The following is a 16,926-nucleotide window of genomic DNA, read 5'->3' as shown; positions in this document are numbered from 1 at the left end:
AACTGTCTGAAGGACACCTCTATGTTGATGCCGTGCACCATCAGTCAACGCAACGAGAACAATCATCGACAAACCCTTGAGCAAATATCCGTACCCCATTCCGAGCCGTGAAGAAATTCTCGGCGTGCTGCGTACGAGCGACGCGCCGCTGGCCGCCAACGACATCGCCGAAGCACTGTCGATCAAGCGTCAGGAGCGCGAGGGGTTCTTCCGGCGTGTCGCCGCGATGGAGCGCGACGGCCAGATCCGCCTCGACAAGCGCGGCCACTACCAGTTGACCCATCCGTCGAACTTCGTCGCCGGGCGCGTGCAAGGGCATCGCGACGGCTACGGGTTCGTGATCCGCGACGACGGCCAGGACGACCTGTTCCTGCCGAACGGCGAAATGCAGAAGGTGATGCACAACGATCGCGTGCTCGCGCGGATCGTCGGCTACGATCGCCGCGGCCGCCCGGAAGGGCACGTCGTCGAAGTCACCGAGCGCGCGAACAAGCGCGTGATCGGCCGCCTGCTCAACGAGAACGGCGCGCTGATCGTCGCACCGGAAGACAAGCGCATCGGCCACGACATCCTGATCACGCAGAACGTGAAGAAGGCGAAGGTCGGGCAGGTCGTCGTCGTCGAGCTGACCGATTTCCCGAGTCGCCATTCGCAGCCGCTCGGCCGTGTCGTCGAGGTGCTCGGCGACATCGACGATCCGGGCATGGAAATCGAAATTGCGGTGCGCAAGTACGGCGTGCCGCACGAATTCAGCCAGCCGGCGCTCGACGAAGCCGCCGCGCTGCCCGACAAGGTGCGGCCGACCGACCTGCGTTTCCGCGTCGACCTGCGCGACGTGCCGCTCGTGACGATCGACGGCGAGGACGCACGCGACTTCGACGATGCCGTCTACTGCGAGCCGGTGAAGGTCGGCCGCGGCGACGGCTACCGGCTGATCGTCGCGATCGCCGACGTGTCGCATTACGTACAGCCTGGGAGCGCGCTCGATGCCGACGCGCTCGAGCGCAGCACGTCGGTCTACTTCCCGCGCCGCGTGATTCCGATGCTGCCGGAGAAGCTGTCGAACGGCCTGTGCTCGTTGAATCCGCAGGTCGACCGTTGCGTGCTCGCGTGCGACATGGTGATCACCGGGCGCGGCGAGATCAAGGCGTACCAGTTCTACCCGGCCGTCATCCATTCGGCTGCGCGCCTCACGTACACCGAAGTCGCGGCCGTGCTGTCGAACACGAAGGGGCCGGAGGCCGCGCGCCGCGCGGACCTGCTGCCGCACCTGCAGGATCTGTACGGCGTCTACAAGTCGCTGTTCGCCGCACGGCAGAAGCGCGGCGCGATCGACTTCGACACGACCGAGACCTACATCGTCTGCAACTCGCAGGGCAAGATCGAGCAGATCGTGCCGCGCCAGCGTAACGACGCGCATAAGCTGATCGAGGAGTGCATGCTGGCCGCAAACGTCTGCGCGGCCGATTTCCTGAAGCGCAACAAGCATCCGGGCCTGTACCGCGTGCACGCGGGGCCGACGCCGGAGAAGCTCGAGAACCTGCGTGCGTTCCTGCGCGGCATGGGCCTGTCGCTCGGCGGCGGCGACAAGCCGCATGCGAGCGACTACGCGGCGCTGATGGCGCAGATCCGCGACCGGCCCGATGCGCAGATGCTGCAGCCGATGCTGCTGCGCTCGATGCAGCAGGCGGTCTACAGCCCGGACAACATCGGTCACTTCGGCCTGGCCTATGAGGCGTACGCGCACTTCACGAGCCCGATCCGCCGTTATCCGGACCTGCTCACGCACCGCGCGATCTACGCGATCCTGTCCGGCAGGAAATACGTGCCGAAGGCGCCGGACGGCTTCGAGCTGAACACCGCGCTGTCGCCGCGCGCCCGTGCGATGCAGCAGGCCGACGACGAAACGCGCGGCCGCTCGCGCCCGAATACGGCGATCTGGGAAGAACTCGGTCTGCACTGCTCGGCGAACGAGCGCCGCGCGGACGAGGCATCGCGCGACGTCGAGGCCTGGCTCAAGTGCTACTTCATGCGCGACAAGCTCGGCGAGGAGTACGGCGGGATGGTGAACGGCGTCACGTCGTTCGGTATCTTCGTACAGCTCGACACGCTTTTCATCGAAGGGCTTGTGCACGTCACCGAACTCGGCTCGGACTACTTCCAGTACGACGAAATCAAGAACGAGCTGCGCGGCGAACGGACGGGCATCCGCTATCGCCTGTCGGATCGCGTGCGCGTACAGGTGAGCCGTGTCGATCTCGACGCGCGCAAGATCGACTTCCGCCTCGTGCGCGATACGCCGGTGAAGGCGCCGCGCCCGTCGCCCGCGCCGGCTTCGGCTGGCGGCGGTATCGACCGTAACGGCCCGCGTGTCCGTGCTCTGCCGCAGGCGGAAGAACCCGCGCCGCGCCGCAAGAAGGCCGCGAGCGCGCCGAGCGTCGCGGTGAACGACGCGCGCGCCGCGCGTGCCGCCGCGAAGAAGAAGGGCGGTAGTGCCGGCAACGGCGGCGGCGGTGCGGCGGCGAAGCCGACCGCGAAGAAGACCCGCGCCCGCAAGAAGTATTGAGCGTTCGGGGCGGCGCCATGTGCACGCCCTGCAGTATCGAGAGACGCCGCGTCACCGGTCATCGGCCGGCAACGCGGCGCTTTCCTTTTCCATGGATCGCGGCTGCGCGCGTCGCGCGGCCGCACGTTTGATCGAAGGTTGTTCCAGTCATGTCACGTCTGAAGGTTCTTTACGGTTTTCATGCGGTGACCGCACGTTTGCGGCACGATGCATCGACGGTTGCGGAGGTGCTGTACGACCAGACGCGCCGCGACCGCCGCATGCAGGACTTCCTGCACGCCGCGAAGGAAGCGGGCGTGCGGCTGATCGCGGCCGACGAAACGCGCCTGTGGGGCCTCGCGCATACCGAGCGCCACCAGGGCGTCGTCGCGCGTGTCGAGGACATCCCGCTCGCGCAGAACCTGTCCGAGCTGCTCGACGGCATCCAGGGCCCCGCGCTGCTGCTGGTGCTCGACGGCGTCACCGATCCGCACAACCTCGGCGCATGCCTGCGTGTCGCCGATTCGGCCGGTGCGCACGCGGTGATCGCGCCGCGCGACCGTGCGGTCGGCCTGAACGCGACCGCCGCCAAGGTGGCGAGCGGCGCGGCCGATACGGTGCCGTACATCACGGTGACGAACCTCGCCCGTGCGCTGCGCGAGCTGAAGGACGCCGGCGTGTGGGTCATCGGCACGTCGGACGAAGCCTCGGCAACGCTCTACGAAACGAAGCTCGACGGCCCCGTCGCGCTCGTGATGGGCGCGGAAGGCGAAGGCATGCGCCGGCTCACGCGCGACACCTGCGACGAAGTGATGAGCATTCCGATGGCCGGCAGCGTCGAAAGCCTGAACGTGTCGGTCGCAAGCGGCGTGTGCCTGTACGAAGCCGTGCGCCAGCGGCGCGTGAAGGGCTGACGCAGCCCGTCCCGCGCGGCTTGCGCGGGCCTCGAATGACCCGAACGACGTGTGCCGCGATCCGGTGCGGCACGCGGCCCTCCGGAGCACGCGACCGATGACCCTGTTCCGCATAGGCGCGTCCTGCGCCGTGCTGTGCCTGCTGGCTGCCTGCACGTCGCCGACGCTCGTCGAACGCGGCACCTACTATGCCGACACGAGCCTGCACGCGCGTGGTGCCGATTCGCGGATCCGCTTTCTCGTGATGCATTACACCGAAAGCGACGAGGCGAAATCGCTGCGCACGCTGACGGGCGATTCGGTCAGCGTGCATTACGTGATCCCGCCGCAGCCGCGCATCGAGCGCGGGCTGCCCGTCGTCTACCAGCTCGTTCCGGAATCGGAGCGCGCATGGCACGCGGGCGTCAGCGAGTGGCAGGGCACGACCGAGCTGAACGCGGTGTCGATCGGCATCGAGAACGTGAACCGCGGCCCGCTCGATCCGCAGAACCGCACCTGGCAGCCGTATCCGCCCGAGCAGGTCGCCGCACTGACCCGGCTGTCGAAGGACATCGTCACGCGCTACGCGATTCCGCCGACGCGTGTGGTCGGGCACAGCGACATCGCACCTCAACGCAAGATCGATCCGGGGCCGCTGTTCCCGTGGCACGCGTTGGCGCAGGCCGGCGTCGGTGCGTGGCCGGACGCCCCGACCGTGGCGGCGCGGCTCGCCGGTCGTGATCCGCATGCGCCGGTCGACGTGCGCGAACTGCAGCTCAAGCTCGCGCGCTACGGCTACGACGTGGCCACCGACGGCGTGCTCGATGCACGTACGCGACGCGTGTTCGCGGCGTTTCAGATGCATTTCAGGCCGGCCGACTACGCAGGTGATCCGGACGCCGAAACCGATGCGATTGCGCAGGCGTTGCTCGACAAGTACTTCGCCGGCACGCAACCCGCGGACTATGCGCCCGCGGCAGGTGAGCCCTGAACCCGCACCGCACGCCGAAAAACGCGGGCCGCCATCCGACTCCGGTAAACTGGCGGTTTTCCGCAATCCCGCAGCTTTACCACTCCATGACTCAAGACGAACTCAAACGCCTCGTCGGCCAGGCCGCCGCCGATTACGTGATCCAGAACGTGCCGGAAGGCGCCGTGATCGGCGTCGGCACCGGCTCGACCGCCAACTGCTTCATCGACGCGCTCGCCGTCGTCAAGGCACGCTATCGCGGCGCCGTGTCGAGCTCCGTCGCCACGACCGAACGCCTGAAATCGCACGGCATCAAGGTGTTCGACCTGAACGAGGTCGACTCGCTGCAGGTGTACGTCGATGGCGCCGACGAGATCGACGCGGGCGGCGCGATGATCAAGGGTGGCGGCGGTGCGCTCACGCGCGAGAAAATCGTCGCATCGGTGGCCGACACGTTCGTCTGCATCGCTGACGCCAGCAAGCGCGTGCCGGTGCTCGGCGCGTTCCCGCTGCCGATCGAAGTCGTGCCGATGGCGCGCACGGCGATCGGCCGGCGCGTGACCGCACTCGGCGGCGTGCCCGTGCTGCGCGTGACGAAGGACGGTGCGCCGTACATCACCGACAACGGTAACGAGATCATCGACGTGAAGGGGCTGCAGATCGCCGACCCGCGCGGTTTCGAAGCGCAGGTGAACGCATGGCCGGGCGTCGTGACGGTCGGCCTGTTCGCCGAGCGCGGCGCGAATCTGTGCTTGCTCGGCACGGAAAACGGCGTTGAAACGATCGTTTATTCGGCTAATTGAAAGATATAGAAAGCAGTCCGTAACGGTGTGCCAAGTACCGTAATGAACTGAATGTTTAAATCTTGTGGAATTCGGGGCCCGGTAGGCGCAATGCGCTTCCCGGGCCTTATTTTTAGCCGTATAAATCACCCCGTCAAAAAGAGGGATAACCCTGTCAGGTGTTTACCAGATAGCGAAATGTCCTCGAACTCATCAACTTATAGATCATAAGAACAGTCGTAACCAGGGCCGGCGGAACTGCGGAGCAGGTGTTCGCAAATCGACGCACGGGGAGGTGTCATGGAGCAGGGCAAAGACCGGTCACTGGTCGCCAAAGTGATGGATGGGCTTGTCTCGGGTATCGTCGAAGACAAGTACGGCGGCATCTTGCCGCCGCAGGACGTGCTGTCGAAAGAGTTCGATGTGAGTCGCACCGTGATGCGGGAAGCGTTGTCGATGTTGCTTGCGCGCGACATGCTCGACGTGCGTCCGAAAGTCGGCACGCGCGTGCGGCCGATGCGCGACTGGCGCATGATCGATGAAGACGTGGTGAGCTGGCGCTTCCGGGCGAAACCCGATCCGCAGTTCATGCGCGACGTCATCGAATTCCGGATGCTGATCGAACCGCGCGCGACCGCGCAGGCGGCGGTGCGCGCAACGGCGGCGGACATCGCCGGCATTCGTGAAGCGTTCGATGCATTCAAGGTGCTGCAGCCGGGCGATTCCGGCTACGACACGGCGGACGAGTTGCTGCACACGCGGATCGTCCAGGCGAGCGGCAACCAGTTCTTCCAGCAGATGGCGGCGATCGTACGCGGCGCGGTGCGCCTCGTGAATCCGCGTGTCGTGCAGAAGGAGGGCGCGCACGATGTCGTGGTGAAGGCGCACGCGCGCGTGGTCGACGCAATCGAGCGGCGAGATCCGCGCGAAGCCGAAGCCGCTTCGCTCGCGCTGATCGATTTCAGCGCCGACGAGATCTCGCGCGACTTCTCCGTCGACGTGCCCATGCGCGCCTGACGCGGCGCGTTTCGCTCATCCGTGTGCCGCCGGGCCGTTTATCATGACGTCCGGCCGGCAGCGTGCCGGCCACCGTCATACGACCGACACGGAAGATCAGGATGAACGACAACGACCATCGCCCGGTGCGCTTCGGCATCATCGGTGCAGGCAGCATTGCGCGCCGCTTCGCGCAAAGCCTCGCACATGTGCCGGGCGCCACGCTCGCCGGTGCCTGGGCCCGCCGCGCAGACGCCGCGGCAGCCTTTTGCGGCGCGCACGGCGGTTCACCTGCCGCAAGCCTCGAAGCACTCCTCGCGAGCGATATCGACGCGGTCTACATCGCGACGCTCCATGACAGTCACGCGCAGTACACGCTGGCCGCGCTTGCCGCCGGCAAGGCCGTGCTGTGCGAAAAACCCGCGACGCTGAACGCGGCGCAGCTCGACACCGTGCTGCAGGCGGCACGCGACGCCGGGCAGCTTTTCATGGAGGCGATGAAGCCGCCGTTCTTCCCGCTGTACCGTCAGTTGCGCGCGCACCTGCAGGACGATCCGATCGGCGAGATCCGGCTCGTGCGGGCAGGGTGCGCGTCGTCGTCGGTACCCGGCGATCATTCCGTCTATCGCCTCGATCGCGCGGGCGGTGCGCTGCTCGATATCGGGATCTACGAGGCCTTTCTCGCGGTCGACTGGCTCGGTGAGGCGCTCGACGTACAGACGCTCGGCCGCGTCGGCGCGACGGGTGTCGACCTGTTCGCGAGCCTGAACAGCGTGCATGCGCACGGCGGGATCGCACAGCTTTTTTGCGGGCTCGACGTGATGGGACGTGGAGACGCCCTGATCGCCGCAGCCGGCGGCCACGTGACGATTCACGAGAAGTGGTGGAACCCGGTGCGCGCGACGATCAGCTATGCGGACGGGCGCACCGTCGAACTCGACGCGCCGGCTGAAGGCGGCGGATTGAACTACGAGACCGCACACTTCTGCGACCTGCTGCGTGCGGGCAAGACCGAAAGCCCGATCATGACGCACGATCATTCGCGGCAGATGATCGCGATGACCGATGCCGCGCGAGCGGCGCTCGGCGTGCGCTATTCGGGCGAGTAAGCGGGAAGGAAGGCGCCGGGCGCACGCGGGCGGCCCGGCGAACGGCCGGTGCTCAGTGCCGCGACGGCAGCGACAGGCGTTTTTCGTACCAGCGCTGCACCCATTCGAGGATCTGGCACAGGATCCAGTACACGGCCGCTGCGGCGAGATAAAGCGGCAGCGGCTGATAGGTTGCCGCGATCACTTCCTGCGCACTGCGCAGCAGTTCGGTCACGGTGATCACGGACACGAGCGACGTGTCCTTGATCAGGCTGATCAGGCTGTTCGACAGGCTCGGCACCGCGATGCGCAGCGCCTGCGGACCGATCACGTAGCGCAGCGTTTGCCCCCACGACAGCCCGAGGCTGTACGCAGCCAGCCATTGACCGCGCGCGATCCCGTTGATCGCGCCGCGCATGCTTTCCGACATGTAAGCCGCGACGTTCGCGGACAGCGCGATGACGCCGGCGGGCGTCGGGTCGAGCGAGATGCCGAGGCTCGGCAGCCCGTAATAGATGACGAAGATCTGCACGAGCAGCGGCGTGCCGCGCATCAGGCTCACGTACGCGCGTGCCAGCCACGCGAGCGCGTTGACCCAGATGCGTTCGAAGCCGTCGAGCGCTTCGCTTTGCCGGATGCCCATCATCGCGAGCACGACGGCGCCAAGCAGGCCGAACACCATCGACAGCACGGCGAACTTGACGGTCAGCACGGCACCCTGGGCGAGCACCGGCAGCGATTGGACGAGCAGGGACGTTGTCGACATGGAATACGAATCGAATGCGTGCGCGAAAGCGCAATCATAAACCGGACGAATAAAACAAAGGGCGGCATCGTCACGGATGCCGCCCTTTCCGGCCCGCCGTCAGGCGGGAAATGCAGGCGTGCTTACTTGATCGGTTTCGTCACGTCGATGCCGAACCATTTGTCCGAGATCTTCGTGAACGTGCCGTCGGCCTGAAGTTGCGCCATCGCGTCGTCGATCGCCTTCTGGAACTTCGGGTTGCCCTTCTTGAACGGGATGCCCGACGGGTTCGCCGAGCCGACGTTCGCGCCCGGGCGCAGCGGCAGTTGCGAATTCTTCGTCAGGTACGCGAGCATCAGGCGATCGTTGAGCGCGGCGTCGAGGCGGCCGGCCGCGAGATCGCGCAGGTACTCGGGCGCACCCGGGTACGTCTTCACGTCGATGCCGGGCACCGACTTCGCCATGTCCATGTAGTTCGTGCCGAGCGCGACGCCGAGCTTCTTGCCCTTCAGGTCATCCAGCGACTTGAACTCGCGCGTGTCGTCCTTGCGCTGGATCAGCTGCGCGGACGAAAACGTGTAAGGCGGCGAGAAGTCGAGTGTTTCCTTGCGCTTGTCGGTGATGCCGACCTGGTTGGAGATCACGTCGAACTTGCCGGCCTGCAGACCCGCGATGATGCCGCTCCATTCGGTCGTCACGAATTCCGCCTTCACGCCGAGCTTCGCGGCCACGGCTTTCGCGATGTCGACGTCGAAGCCGACGAGTTCGCCTTGCGGGTTTTTCGAGTTGAACGGCGGGAACGTGCCTTCGAGGCCGACCCGCAGCGTGCCGCGTTGTTTCACCTGGTCGAGGAGGTCGGCCGCATGCGCGGTGGCGGCAGCGAGCGACGTGCCGATCAGGCCGGCAACCAGCAGCTTCTTCAGCAGCGCAATCTTCATCGTGTGTTTCCTTGCCCTGTCCGGGTCATTGATTCTGATAATGAGGGCCGATGATAGCAAAAATGCAATCGACCTCTAAATATCGTTTGTTTATGCCTATATTACGCGGCGCGTTCGCTGGCGACGGCCTTCACGCACTCCGCGACGAGCGCGGGGCCGCGGTAGATGAAGCCCGTATAGAGCTGCACGAGCGCTGCGCCGGCCGCGAGCTTCGCACGGGCGTCCTCGCCCGAGAAGATGCCGCCGACACCGATGATGGGCACTTCGCTGCCGACTTCGGCGTGCAGCTTGCGGATCACTTCGTTCGACGCGTCGAACACGGGACGGCCCGACAGGCCGCCGGCTTCGTCCGCATGCGGCAGGCCCTGGACGGCCGCGCGCGACAGCGTCGTGTTGGTGGCGATGACCGCCTCGATCTTGTGGCGCAGCAACGTGTCGCCGATTTCCTTGACCTGTTCGTCGTCGAGATCGGGGGCGATCTTCAGCGCGAGCGGCACGAGCTTGCCGTGCAGGTCGGCGAGGCGCTGCTGCTTGTCCTTCAGCGCCGCGAGCAGCGCGTCGAGCTCGCCCGCGCCCTGCAGCTGGCGCAGGTTCTTCGTGTTCGGCGACGAGATGTTGATCGTTACGTAGCTCGCGAACGGGTACACGCGCTCGAGGCAGTACAGGTAATCCTCTGCGGCACGCTCGATCGGCGTATCGGCGTTCTTGCCGATGTTCAGGCCGAGGATGCCCCGATAGCGGGCGGCCTGGACGTTCTTCACGAACTGGTCGACACCGTGATTGTTGAAGCCCATCCGGTTGATCAGCGCCTCGGCCTGCGGCAGGCGGAACATCCGCGGGCGCGGGTTGCCTGGCTGCGGGCGCGGCGTGACCGTACCGACCTCGATGAAGCCGAAGCCGAGTGCCGCAAGGCCGTCGATGGCCGCGCCGTCCTTGTCGAGGCCTGCCGCGAGGCCGACCGGGTTGCGGAACGTGAGCCCCATCACGGTGCGCGGCGCGTCGGGCACGCGGGCCGACAGCGCGCAGGCAAGGCCCGTGCGGCCGGCCGCGCCGAGCGCGCGCAGCGTGAGGTGGTGAGCGTCTTCCGCATCCATCTTGAACAGGGATGCGCGGGCCAGCGGATAAAGGGAACTGAACACGGGAATAGGGCGGACAGCCGGAATGAATGACAACCCGCTATTTTACCGGGAGTTGAGCGGCAGGGGCGCGCTTCGCGTCCTTGCCCCCGCAGCGCGCGTCAGCCCGAGCCGGAATGTCCGCCCGGCAATGGCGCGCGGGCCAGTGCCGCGTCGACGGGCGGCAGGTCGATCCGATCCGGATCGAGTATCTTCCAGCGGCCGTCGATCAGCCCTTCGAGCGGGTGGAAGTTCGCCTTGTAGGCCATCTTCGGGCTCTCGCGGATCCAGTATCCGAGATACACGTAGGGCAGGCCGAGGCTCTTGGCCTGTTCGATCTGCCACAGGATGTTGTAGGTGCCGTAACTCGTGTGCTGGTCGTCGGGCTCGAAGAACGTGTAAACGGACGACAGCCCGTCGCCGAGGATGTCGATCATGCTGACCATGCGCAGCCTGCCGGGCTCGCCGCCCGGTGTGTCGAGGTCGCGGAATTCGACGAGGCGCGAATTGATCCGGCTCTGCAGCAGGAATTGCTCGTACTGGTCGCGGCTGTCTCGATCCATGCCGCCGCCCGCGTGGCGCGCGGACTGGTAGCGCATGTAGAGCGCGTAGTGCTCTTCGTCGTAGTGCAGCGGCGAAACCGTCGCGACGAGCGTGCGGTGCCGCTTCCACATCCGGCGCTGCGTACGCGACGGCGCGAACGCGTCGACGGGCACGCGCACCGGCACGCAGGCACGGCAGCCGTCGCAGTACGGACGGTATGTGAACACGCCCGAACGCCGGAAGCCGGCCTTCACGAGCTCGGTATAGATGTCGGAATTGATCAGGTGGCTCGGCGTCGCGACTTGCGAGCGCGCGACGCGGCCGTCCAGATAGCTGCACGGATAGGGCGCCGTTGCATAGAATTGCAGCGCCGAAAGCGGTGAAAGCGGCAGCTCAGTCGGATGAGTCATGGGCAGCTCTCGTTGCAGGGAGGGAGTGCCGCGCTAGCGCTCGATCCCGGAGGGGGGCACCGTTTCGGCGCGGCCCGTCAGCGCGGCGAGCACGCGCTTGTCGAACTGCCACGGAATCGGCGGTTCGGCTACCGCGCTGCGCACGTGAGCGACAAAGGCCTTGCGTGCGATCTCGCGGCCGCCGAGCGACGCTAGATGCGACGTATTCTGCTGGCAGTCTATCATTTCCAGCCCCTGCTCGCGAAGGTGCGCGACGAGCGTGGCCAGCGCGATTTTCGATGCGTCGGTCGCGTCCGCATACATCGACTCGCCGAAAAACATCCGCCCGAACGACACGCCGTACAGGCCGCCGACGCGTCGCCCGTCGTGCCAGGTCTCGATGCTGTGCGCGTTGCCGGACCGGTAGAGCGACGTGTATGCATCGATGATCTCGGCCGTGATCCATGTGCCGCGCTGGCCGCGGCGCGGCGCCTGCGCGCAGGCGCGCATCACGCCCGGAAAGTCGTGGTCGACGCGCACTTCCCATTCGGGCTCGCGCAGCACGCGCTTCAGCGTCTTGCGCAGCGAAGGCGACACCTTGAACTCGGCCGGCACGAGGATCATGCGCGGGTCGGGGCTCCACCACAGCACGGGCTGGCCGTCCGAATACCACGGGAAGATGCCGCGCAGGTATGCGTCGATGAGGCGCGACGGCAGCAGGTCGGCGCTCGCGGCGAGCAGCCCCGGCGCGCCGGTTGCGGGGCCGAGCGCGCGTTCGATGGGCGGAAACGGATCGTCCGGGCCGAGCCAGGGGACCATGGGGCGAGGGCTCAGCCGTTGCGCAGCGAGCGGAAGATATCGCCGGTGTGCACCCCGTAGTCGCCGGCGGCGCGATCGGCGAAGAAGAATCGCAGGGTCTGGCTGACGGTCGGGAACGCGATTTCGTCCCACGGGATGTCGGCTTCGTCGAACAGCTTCACTTCGAGGCTTTCCTCGCCGGCTTCGAATCCCGGATCGGTGAGCCGCGCGAGGTAGAACAGGTGGACCTGGTGCACGTGCGGCACGTTGAGCAGCGTGAACAGGTTCTGCACCTCGACGCGCGCACCGGCTTCCTCGAGCGTTTCGCGCGCGGCGGCTTCGGCCGTTGTCTCGCCCATTTCCATGAAGCCCGCGGGCAGCGTCCAGAACCCGTAGCGCGGTTCGATCGCGCGGCGGCACAGCAGGATCTGATCGCCCCAGACCGGGACCGTTCCGACGACGTTGCGCGGATTCTGGTAGTGGATCGTGCCGCAGTGATCGCAGACGAAGCGCTCGCGGTTGTCGCCCGGAGGAATGCGCGCGATGACTTCGTGACCGCAGACGGAGCAGAATTTCATGTCGAGTGGAAGGGACGAGGTGATGCGAGTGTATCACCGGGTCGCGGCATTCTTGAACGCCTGCGCATGCCGGCCGCGTGTCGCGCGAAGCGGAAGGTGCCGATGCGCGAAGAGGGGAGGGAAATGCGACGGAAAAACAAAAAGCCCGGCACTGAGCCGGGCTTTTTGCATGAATCGGGACGTTGGTTGCGGGGGTAGGATTTGAACCTACGACCTTCGGGTTATGAGCCCGACGAGCTGCCAGACTGCTCCACCCCGCGTCCGTCGAAGAAATGAATTATAAGGAGTTACCCGAACGTGTGCAAGCACTTTCTGACAATCGCGTGTCGTGTCTTGTAGGGACGGTACGTCGGGCGCGTGCGCTAGAATCGAACGGTTTGTTTCGCCTCTTCGCCAGCGACGCCGTGCGCGATCGCATCGGCGCCGTTGCAACTCTCATTACTGCATCGACGGATTCATGGACATCGCTCACGATCTGCAATCGATCGGCGCGCAGGAACAGGCGCTCGTGTTTCCCCATTTCGACTCGGCCCGCGCGTGGGCGCTCGGCAACCGGATGCATGCGCTCGCGGCGTCTCGCGGCCATGCGGTCGCGCTCGACATCGTCACGTTCGGCCAGCCGCTGTTCTACGCAGCGCTCGCCGGAGCCACGCCCGACAACGCCGACTGGGTGCGCCGCAAGCGCAACGTCGTCGCCCATTTCCGCCGCAGTTCGTACGCCATCGGCCTGCGCATGCAGCAGGCGGGCGCGACGCTGGCGGACAAGCACGGGCTGCCGATCGCCGAATATTCGGCGCACGGTGGATCGTTTCCGCTGACCGTCGCCGGCGCCGGCGTGATCGGCTCGATCACCGCGTCCGGGCTGCCGCAGCGCGCGGATCACGAATTCGTCGTCGAGGTGCTGTGTGCCGAGCTCGGCCACGACTACGCCTTGCTGGCCCTCGCAAGGAACTGAGCGATGCAGCTTCCCGGTTACGCATGGCTCGCGATCGCGATCGTCGCGGAAGTGGTCGGCACGTCCGCGCTGCGCGCGGCGGACGGCTTCACGCGCTTCTGGCCGTCGGCGCTCGTCGTCGCCGGCTACGGCATCGCGTTCTACTGCCTGTCGCTCACGTTGCGCACGATGCCCGTCGGCATCATCTATGCCGTCTGGTCGGGTGCCGGCATCGTGCTGATCACGCTCGTCGCGATGCTGCTCTATCGCCAGGTGCCGGACCTGCCGGCCGTGATCGGCCTCGGCCTGATCATCGCGGGCGTCGTGGTGCTGAACCTGTTTTCGAAGATGCAGGCGCACTGAGCGTGCGACTGCCATTTGCCGGATGGCCCTCATGACCGATTCCACTCCCACTTCCGCTGCCGTTTCCGCCGAATCCGCCCAGCCCGACGTACGCGCGTATGTCGCGAACCGCATCGGCTTTCTCGAACTGAACCGCCCGAAGGCGCTGAACGCGCTGTCGGTCGGCATGATCCGGCTGATGCAGCAGGCGCTCGACGCGTGGCGCGACGATCCCGAGGTCGTCGCGATCGTCGTGCACAGCCCGCATCCGCGCGCGTTCTGCGCGGGCGGCGACGTGCGCTTCTTCCATGACGCATGGCAGCGCGGGGACCGCGATGCGGTCGATACGTTCTTCATCGACGAATACACGCTGAACCACGCGATCTTCACCTATCCGAAGCCTTACATCGCGCTGATGCACGGCGTCGTGATGGGCGGCGGCATGGGCATTTCGCAGGCGGCGCGCCACACGGGCGGCCTGCGTGTCGTGACCGACTCGACGAAGATGGCGATGCCGGAAACGCGTATCGGCCTGTTCCCGGACGTCGGGATGAGCTGGTTCCTCGCGCGCACACCCGGCGCGATCGGCCGCTATCTCGCCGTGACCGGCGCGACGCTCGACGCGGCCGGCGCGCTGTACGCGCAGCTCGCCGACGTCTATCTGCCCGATGCCGCGCTGCCGGCGCTGCTCGACACGCTGCGCCACGCGCGCATCGACAGCGGCGAGCAGGCCGTCGCGTGCGTAGCCGAGGCGGCCGCCGCACACAAGGTCGTGCCGACGCCCGACACGTCGGCGCTCGCCGACGCGCGCGCGGGGATCGACCGGCATTTCGCGCAGCCCGACATCGTCGCGATTCTCGCGTCGCTCGACGCCGAGCAGGATTGCGCGGCCGTCGACGGATGGGTCGAGAAGGCGACCCATGCGATGCGCGAACAGTTGTCTCCGCTGTCGATGGCCGTGTCGCTGGAAGTCGTCGAACGTGCACGCGGCGCGACGATGGCCGATTGCCTGCGGCGCGATCTCGACCTCACACGCTCGACGTTCGCGCGCGGCGACGTGATCGAAGGTGTGCGCGCGCTGATCGTCGACAAGGACCACCAGCCGGTCTGGCGCTTCAAGTCGTCCGCCGATATCGATCGTGCAGACGTGCTCGCGATGTTCGACAGCCCGTGGACACCTGACACGCATCCGCTGCGGAATCTGCAGGACTGACGTCGGGCCGACCGACGCGCGAGCCGGAAACGAAAAGGCCGCCTGCAGGTGCAGGCGGCCTTTTGCATGGATATCGACCGCCCGGCGGCCGAAGGGCGTAGCGCTTGCGCCCGCGTTACTCGTCGCCGGCGTCGTCCGACATGAACGCGCGCATGAACACGAGCGCGCCGAAGCCCCATACCGCGTTTGCCGCGAAGCCGGCGGCGAGCACGGGCATCATGTTGCCCGACGGCCAGATCCCGCGCAGCGGATCGATCGCGAACACGCGGGCGGCCGTCAGTACGATGCCGCCGAACACCAGCGCGCCGATCCACGATGCCTCGCGTTCCGGCGAGACGCGCAGCAGCCACGCCATCGGGATCGCGCAGCACGCGCTGATCAGCGCATTCGCGACAAATTCAGGAATGCCGAGCGGCGCGAACGGCTGCGTGGAGAAGCCGGTTGCGGCGATCAGATCGGCCGTATGAAGGAGTGCGAGCGTGGCTTCGCGGAAGAACAGGGCGGCCAGGAAGCCGGACAGGAATGGCAGGATGACTTTCTGCATCGATGAGTGCACCGCAGGCGCGCACGGCCGGGGCTGTACGCGCGGAGTTATTCGGATAGGTGCGCCATTATAGGGCCCGCCCGCGGTGATATTCGCTCCAGCGTCGTGCTAATCACGAAAGCGGAAAACCTAAGCTCAAAAAAATCGTTCCAAAGCCCTGTACCGATCCCTAGACTGATTTCCCAGAAACAGCCGTGCAATCGCGTCCTCGCCCGCTGCACGGCCTGACCGGCGAACCATCCCGATTCGAACGCACACCATGCATGCGCCGCTGATCCGCGACGCGAGCAGGGCGGTGTTTTTTCAAATTCCGGCAAGGACAGTCAAGCAGGAGCAGCAGATGAATGTGTTCTGGTTTATCCCCACGCACGGCGACAGCCGCTATCTCGGTACGGCCGAAGGTGCACGCGCCGCGGATTACGATTACTTCAAGCAGGTGGCGGTTGCGGCCGACACGCTCGGCTACGAGGGCGTGCTGCTGCCGACCGGCCGTTCCTGCGAGGATGCGTGGGTCGTTGCGTCGAGCCTGATCCCGGCGACGCAGCGCCTGAAGTTCCTGGTCGCGATCCGCCCCGGTATCGCGTCGCCCGGGCTGTCGGCGCGGATGGCCGCGACGTTCGACCGTCTGTCGGGCGGCCGCCTGCTGATCAACGTCGTGACGGGCGGCGATGCCGCCGAACTCGAGGGTGACGGCCTGTTCGCCGATCACGACACGCGCTACGAAATCACCGACGACTTCCTGAACATCTGGCGCGGGCTGCTGTCCGCGTCGCACGACAACGGCGGGTTCGACTACATCGGCAAGCACCTGCAGTCGAAGGGCGGCAAGGCGCTGTATCCGCCCGTGCAGCGTCCGCATCCGCCGTTGTGGTTCGGCGGTTCGTCGCCGGCCGCGCATCAGATCGCGGCCGATCACATCGACACCTACCTGACCTGGGGCGAACCGCCCGAGGCCGTCGCGAAGAAGATCGCCGATATTCGGGCCCGCGCGGAAGCCCGCGGCCGCAAGATCAAGTTCGGGATTCGTCTGCACGTGATCGTGCGCGAGACCGAGGACGAAGCATGGCGCGACGCGGAGCGCCTGATCAGCCGCCTCGACGACGAAACCATCGCCCGCGCGCAGAAGGCGTTCGCGAACATGGATTCGGAAGGCCAGCGCCGGATGGCCGCGCTGCACGGCGGCAAGCGCGGCGGCCGCGAGACACTCGAGGTGTATCCGAACCTGTGGGCCGGCGTCGGCCTCGTGCGCGGCGGCGCGGGTACCGCGCTCGTCGGCAATCCGGAACAGGTCGCGGAGCGCATGCGCGAATACGCGGATCTCGGCATCGAAACCTTCATCCTGTCCGGTTATCCGCACCTGGAGGAGTCGTACCGTTTCGCGGAACTCGTGTTCCCGCTGATCAAGGGCAACGGCGCGGCGAAGGCGACCGGCCCGCTGTCCGGCCCGTTCGGCGAGATCGTCGGCAACAGCTATCTGCCGAAGGCAGCCCAGAGCTGAGTGACAGGAGGCCTG

At 66.4% G+C, this 16,926-nt stretch carries 17 protein-coding genes and 1 tRNA gene; 10 read left to right on the top strand and 8 right to left on the bottom strand.

Annotated features, from left to right (window positions below; genetic code table 11):
* Positions 1–76 precede the first annotated feature (76 nt).
* The 6 genes from rnr to ABY44_RS39780 all read left to right on the top strand — a co-directional run bounded on the left by rnr (position 77) and on the right by ABY44_RS39780 (position 7,295).
* A complete protein-coding gene (gene rnr, locus ABY44_RS39805; RefSeq protein ID WP_027787643.1) occupies positions 77–2,566 on the top strand; it encodes a ribonuclease R in 2,490 nt (829 codons plus the stop codon).
* Between the two features lie 149 nt (positions 2,567–2,715).
* Complete coding sequence (gene rlmB / locus ABY44_RS39800) at positions 2,716–3,459, top strand: 23S rRNA (guanosine(2251)-2'-O)-methyltransferase RlmB (protein ID WP_021161555.1); 744 nt, start codon at positions 2,716–2,718, stop codon at positions 3,457–3,459.
* Positions 3,460–3,556: 97 nt separating this feature from the next.
* Positions 3,557–4,429 (top strand): N-acetylmuramoyl-L-alanine amidase, encoded by an 873-nt coding sequence (locus tag ABY44_RS39795; protein WP_060172100.1) that lies wholly within the window; start codon positions 3,557–3,559, stop codon positions 4,427–4,429.
* Positions 4,430–4,515: 86 nt separating this feature from the next.
* Positions 4,516–5,211, top strand: coding sequence for a ribose-5-phosphate isomerase RpiA (gene rpiA / locus ABY44_RS39790; RefSeq protein WP_027787641.1), 696 nt, complete (start codon positions 4,516–4,518; stop codon positions 5,209–5,211).
* Positions 5,212–5,490: 279 nt separating this feature from the next.
* Positions 5,491–6,207 carry a FadR/GntR family transcriptional regulator gene (locus ABY44_RS39785; protein WP_027787640.1) on the top strand — a complete coding sequence of 239 codons (717 nt, stop codon included), beginning with the start codon at positions 5,491–5,493 and terminating at the stop codon, positions 6,205–6,207.
* A gap of 101 nt (positions 6,208–6,308) precedes the next feature.
* Positions 6,309–7,295, top strand: coding sequence for a Gfo/Idh/MocA family protein (locus ABY44_RS39780; protein ID WP_060172102.1), 987 nt, complete (start codon positions 6,309–6,311; stop codon positions 7,293–7,295).
* Between the two features lie 52 nt (positions 7,296–7,347).
* On the opposite strand, the gene ABY44_RS39775 is transcribed toward ABY44_RS39780, so the two are convergent.
* The 7 genes from ABY44_RS39775 to ABY44_RS39745 form a co-directional block, all read right to left on the bottom strand.
* Positions 7,348–8,040: an amino acid ABC transporter permease gene (locus ABY44_RS39775; RefSeq protein ID WP_006484207.1), complete on the bottom strand. Its 693-nt coding sequence runs from the start codon at positions 8,038–8,040 to the stop codon at positions 7,348–7,350.
* 122 nt (positions 8,041–8,162) lie between these two features.
* Positions 8,163–8,957 carry a cystine ABC transporter substrate-binding protein gene (locus ABY44_RS39770; RefSeq protein WP_027787637.1) on the bottom strand — a complete coding sequence of 265 codons (795 nt, stop codon included), beginning with the start codon at positions 8,955–8,957 and terminating at the stop codon, positions 8,163–8,165.
* 101 nt (positions 8,958–9,058) lie between these two features.
* Positions 9,059–10,096: a quinone-dependent dihydroorotate dehydrogenase gene (locus ABY44_RS39765; RefSeq protein WP_027787636.1), complete on the bottom strand. Its 1,038-nt coding sequence runs from the start codon at positions 10,094–10,096 to the stop codon at positions 9,059–9,061.
* A gap of 98 nt (positions 10,097–10,194) precedes the next feature.
* Entirely contained in the window at positions 10,195–11,025 is an 831-nt protein-coding gene (locus ABY44_RS39760; protein WP_021161560.1) for an arginyltransferase, read from the bottom strand.
* 33 nt (positions 11,026–11,058) lie between these two features.
* A complete protein-coding gene (aat, locus tag ABY44_RS39755; RefSeq protein WP_059682745.1) occupies positions 11,059–11,823 on the bottom strand; it encodes a leucyl/phenylalanyl-tRNA--protein transferase in 765 nt (254 codons plus the stop codon).
* Between the two features lie 11 nt (positions 11,824–11,834).
* Complete coding sequence (locus ABY44_RS39750) at positions 11,835–12,380, bottom strand: NUDIX hydrolase (RefSeq protein WP_021161562.1); 546 nt, start codon at positions 12,378–12,380, stop codon at positions 11,835–11,837.
* A 183-nt stretch (positions 12,381–12,563) separates the two neighbouring features.
* Positions 12,564–12,640, bottom strand: a tRNA-Met gene (locus ABY44_RS39745).
* 197 nt (positions 12,641–12,837) lie between these two features.
* On the opposite strand from ABY44_RS39745, the gene ABY44_RS39740 reads away from it, so the two are divergent.
* The 3 genes from ABY44_RS39740 to ABY44_RS39730 are packed head-to-tail and all read left to right on the top strand — an operon-like array spanning position 12,838 to position 14,869.
* Positions 12,838–13,335 (top strand): heme-degrading domain-containing protein, encoded by a 498-nt coding sequence (locus tag ABY44_RS39740; RefSeq protein WP_060172106.1) that lies wholly within the window; start codon positions 12,838–12,840, stop codon positions 13,333–13,335.
* 3 nt (positions 13,336–13,338) lie between these two features.
* The gene (locus tag ABY44_RS39735) at positions 13,339–13,677 is read left to right on the top strand and encodes a DMT family transporter (RefSeq protein WP_021161565.1); all 339 of its coding nucleotides are present in this window, start codon (positions 13,339–13,341) and stop codon (positions 13,675–13,677) included.
* A 31-nt stretch (positions 13,678–13,708) separates the two neighbouring features.
* Entirely contained in the window at positions 13,709–14,869 is a 1,161-nt protein-coding gene (locus tag ABY44_RS39730) for an enoyl-CoA hydratase/isomerase family protein (RefSeq protein WP_060172108.1), read from the top strand.
* 115 nt (positions 14,870–14,984) lie between these two features.
* Here ABY44_RS39730 and ABY44_RS39725 read toward each other — a convergent pair whose 3' ends face one another.
* On the bottom strand, positions 14,985–15,413 hold the full coding sequence (locus tag ABY44_RS39725) for a hypothetical protein (RefSeq protein ID WP_006484223.1): 429 nt from the start codon (positions 15,411–15,413) through the stop codon (positions 14,985–14,987).
* Positions 15,414–15,753: 340 nt separating this feature from the next.
* Between ABY44_RS39725 and ssuD the strand changes: the two genes are divergently transcribed.
* Entirely contained in the window at positions 15,754–16,911 is a 1,158-nt protein-coding gene (ssuD, locus tag ABY44_RS39720) for an FMNH2-dependent alkanesulfonate monooxygenase (RefSeq protein ID WP_027787631.1), read from the top strand.
* The last annotated feature ends 15 nt before the right edge of the window (positions 16,912–16,926 follow it).

The sequence above is a fragment of the Burkholderia sp. ZZQ-2 genome (genome assembly GCF_050768715.1).
Classification (GTDB): domain Bacteria; phylum Pseudomonadota; class Gammaproteobacteria; order Burkholderiales; family Burkholderiaceae; genus Burkholderia; species Burkholderia cepacia.
This window is presented reverse-complemented; position numbering and strand designations above follow the sequence as displayed.